Origin of the sequence: Pseudomonas sp. CBZ-4 (genome assembly GCF_000346755.1) — a bacterium.
Lineage (GTDB): Bacteria > Pseudomonadota > Gammaproteobacteria > Pseudomonadales > Pseudomonadaceae > Aquipseudomonas.
In genome coordinates, this window is the sequence record NZ_ANNV01000046.1 from 1 (window position 1) to 3,329 (window position 3,329).

Sequence of the window (3,329 nt, forward strand, 5' to 3'; positions counted from 1 at the left end):
CAAGCTGACAGACCGCTATCGCAGGCAAGCCAGCTCCCACACAAACCAGTTCCCACAGTCAGTCCGCGCTAGGCTTGGGCTGTTCGTAGCGCGCATTAAAGGCCTGGATGAAACCATTACGCAAAATCGCCAAAAACGCACCGAACGCGCTGACATCCTGCTGATGCACACTGCCACTCAGCTCCACCCGCGTGGCGAACTGGTTTTTCTGCTGGTTCTTCAGCACCGTCTCGCTGGCACCCACCACGGCTTCCCAGATCGAACGGAAGATGTTCTTGTCCTTGTTTTCCACGTCCTGCTGCCAGTCGAACACTTCGACGTCGCGCAGCAGCGGCTTGATATAGCCGGTGAGCTGGCCTTTTTCCGCCTGGGCCTCGATCACCACGTCGCCGGTGCCGGCCTTGAAGTCGAACTTGCCGTAGGCCGAGGCGAAGGCGTTCATGCGCTTGAGCTGCAAATCCTTGGCGCGGAAACGGAATTCGAAGTTTTCGAAATTGCTCAGCGGATCAAAGGTCGCGCTGGCTTCCAGCGGCGCCTGGCCTTGCAGCAGGGCCTTGCCTTCGAAGCGGGCGTCGCGCTTGCCTTTGACGTCGACGATGTTGGTCAGGTTGTAGAAGCTGGCGTTGACCTCGGTGGCGTTGATGTTCACCGGCGGCTTGGAGTTGAAGTTGTGGAAGGCAATCTTGCCGTCTTCGATGCGCACTTCGTCGAGGGTGATCGGCGCCAGTTTGCTCAGCTGCGCGCGCCAGTCGGTGCCTTTACCGGTCTGGGACGCCTGTTTGTTGGCGCCGCCATCGACGAAATTCACCTCCGGCCTGATAAACCGCACCTTGGCCACGACCGCATGGTCGGCCCACAGCGCTGGCCAGCTGACGGACAAGTCGATCAACGGCGCCTTGAGCAGCGGCACTGGCACCTTGCCATCTACCTTGATGATCTCCAGGCCATTGATCTTGTAGGCGCCGCGCCACAGGGCGACGTCCACGTCGCTGACCTGGCCACGGTAGTCGCCCATGTCGGCGAGCTTGTCGTTCAGGTAGTTGCGCACCAGGTAGGGCAGGGCGAGGTCCAGGGCGACCAGCAGCACCACCAGTCCGGCGACGGTCCATAGCAGCCAGCTGTAGCGACGTTTCATTGGGGCGTTCTCCATGTCTGTAGGAAATGGACTCCTGTGAGGCGCGCAACGTTCCTCGACTGGACGCGTTGCGACACGAGGCATACCCTTGGGGCCTTCCTGAATACCGCCCACATAGGACCCGCCATGAGCCGCATCTTTGCAGACAACGCGCACTCCATCGGTAACACGCCCCTGGTGCAGATCAACCGTATCGCCCCCCGTGGCGTGACCATCCTGGCCAAGATCGAAGGGCGTAACCCCGGTTACTCGGTGAAGTGCCGCATTGGCGCGAACATGATCTGGGACGCGGAAAGCACCGGCAAACTCAAGCCGGGCATGACCATTGTCGAGCCGACGTCGGGTAACACCGGCATCGGCCTGGCGTTTGTCGCCGCTGCCCGTGGCTACAAGCTGCTGCTGACCATGCCGGCGTCCATGAGCATCGAGCGCCGCAAGGTGCTCAAGGCCCTCGGCGCCGAACTGGTGCTGACCGAGCCGGCCAAGGGCATGAAGGGCGCGATCGAAAAAGCCGCTGAAATCGTCGCCAGCGACCCAACCCAGTACTTTATGCCGGGCCAGTTCGAAAACCCGGCCAACCCGGCGATCCACGAAAAAACCACCGGCCCGGAAATCTGGAACGACACCGACGGCGCCGTGGATGTGCTGGTGGCCGGCGTCGGCACCGGTGGCACCATCACCGGTGTGTCGCGCTATATCAAGAACATCGCGGGCAAGCAGATCCTCTCGGTGGCCGTGGAGCCGATTGTGTCGCCGGTGATCACCCAGGCGCTGGCCGGTGAAGAAATCAAGCCGAGCCCGCACAAGATCCAGGGCATCGGCGCCGGTTTTGTGCCGAAAAACCTCGACCTGTCGATGGTTGACCGTGTCGAACTGGCCAGTGATGAAGAATCCAAGGCCATGGCCCTGCGCCTGATGCAGGAAGAGGGGATCTTGTGCGGTATCTCCTGCGGTGCGGCGATGGCCGTGGCCGTGCGCCTGGCGCAGAAGCCGGAGATGCAGGGCAAGACCATCGTGGTGATCCTGCCGGACTCCGGTGAGCGCTACCTGTCGAGCATGTTGTTCAGCGATCTGTTTACCGATCAGGAAAACCAGGCTTGATGTGTGTCAGCGCCGATACCTTGGCCCTTCTGCATAATGGCCCAAGTGTTTATGATGCCCGGCGCATTTTTTCAGGAGTTGCTGCATGACCTTTTCTTTGGCCGCCAAACTGTCGGTGTTGCTGTTGTTCATCGGCAGCACGCTGTATGTGCACCTGCGCGGCAAGGCGCGTTTGCCGCTGTTGCGCCAGTTCGTCAACCATTCGGCGCTGTTCGCTCCGTATAACGCCTTGATGTACCTGTTCTCGGCCGTGCCGTCCAAGCCGTACCTGGACCGCAGCAAGTTCCCCGAACTGGACGTGCTCAAGGACAACTGGGAAGTGATCCGCGAAGAGGCCATGCACTTGTTCGACGAGGGTTACATCCGCGCCGCCGAAAAGAACAACGACGCCGGTTTCGGTTCGTTCTTCAAGAAGGGCTGGAAGCGTTTCTACCTCAAGTGGTATGACAAACCACTGCCCTCGGCCGAGGCGCTGTGCCCGAAGACCGTGGCGCTGGTGAGCAGCATTCCCAACGTCAAGGGCGCGATGTTCGCGCTGTTGCCGGGTGGCAGCCACCTCAACCCGCACCGTGATCCGTTTGCCGGTTCCTTGCGGTATCACCTGGGCCTGTCCACGCCGAACTCCGACGCCTGCCGCATCTTTGTCGACGGCCAGGAGTACGCCTGGCGTGATGGCGACGACGTGATGTTCGACGAAACCTACGTGCACTGGGTGAAGAACGAGACAGAAACCACCCGCGTGATCCTGTTCTGCGACATCGAACGGCCGCTGAGCAATGGCTTCATGACCCGCGTCAACCGTTGGGTCAGCAAGCAACTGGGCCGCGCCACGGCGCCGCAGAACCTGGATGACGAGCGCGTCGGCGGGATCAACCAGGCGTATGCCTGGAGCAAGACCTTCAGCGACAAGTTCAGTGGTGTGGTCAAGCAGTGGAAGCGCAAGCATCCCAAGGCTTACCGGATTGCGCGGCCGGTGTTGGCCGTCGTTGTGTTGGTACTGCTGTGGAAGTGGTTGTTCTGATCTGAATTTGTGAATACGGTCAAAACTGTGGGAGCTGGCTTGCCTGCGGTAGCGGGATGTCAGCTAAGTAAA

3 protein-coding genes are annotated in these 3,329 nt (G+C 60.7%); 2 read left to right on the forward strand and 1 reads right to left on the reverse strand.

What is annotated here, in order from left to right:
• Nucleotides 1-58 precede the first annotated feature (58 nt).
• Nucleotides 59-1,135 carry a DUF748 domain-containing protein gene (locus B348_RS0106325; protein ID WP_017735301.1) on the reverse strand — a complete coding sequence of 359 codons (1,077 nt, stop codon included), beginning with the start codon at nt 1,133-1,135 and terminating at the stop codon, nt 59-61.
• 126 nt (nt 1,136-1,261) lie between these two features.
• Here B348_RS0106325 and cysK point away from each other — a divergent pair, with 126 nt between their 5' ends.
• Nucleotides 1,262-2,236 carry a cysteine synthase A gene (gene cysK / locus B348_RS0106330; RefSeq protein ID WP_017735302.1) on the forward strand — a complete coding sequence of 325 codons (975 nt, stop codon included), beginning with the start codon at nt 1,262-1,264 and terminating at the stop codon, nt 2,234-2,236.
• A gap of 85 nt (nt 2,237-2,321) precedes the next feature.
• Entirely contained in the window at nt 2,322-3,257 is a 936-nt protein-coding gene (locus tag B348_RS0106335; protein ID WP_017735303.1) for an aspartyl/asparaginyl beta-hydroxylase domain-containing protein, read from the forward strand.
• The last annotated feature ends 72 nt before the right edge of the window (nt 3,258-3,329 follow it).

Bases quoted from the DNA above. Each gene is read 5' to 3' on its own strand.
- B348_RS0106325 (WP_017735301.1), bottom strand. From the start codon at position 1,135: ATGAAACGTCGCTACAGCTGGCTGCTATGGACCGTCGCCGGACTGGTG.
- cysK (WP_017735302.1), top strand. From the start codon at position 1,262: ATGAGCCGCATCTTTGCAGACAACGCGCACTCCATCGGTAACACGCCC.
- B348_RS0106335 (WP_017735303.1), top strand. From the start codon at position 2,322: ATGACCTTTTCTTTGGCCGCCAAACTGTCGGTGTTGCTGTTGTTCATC.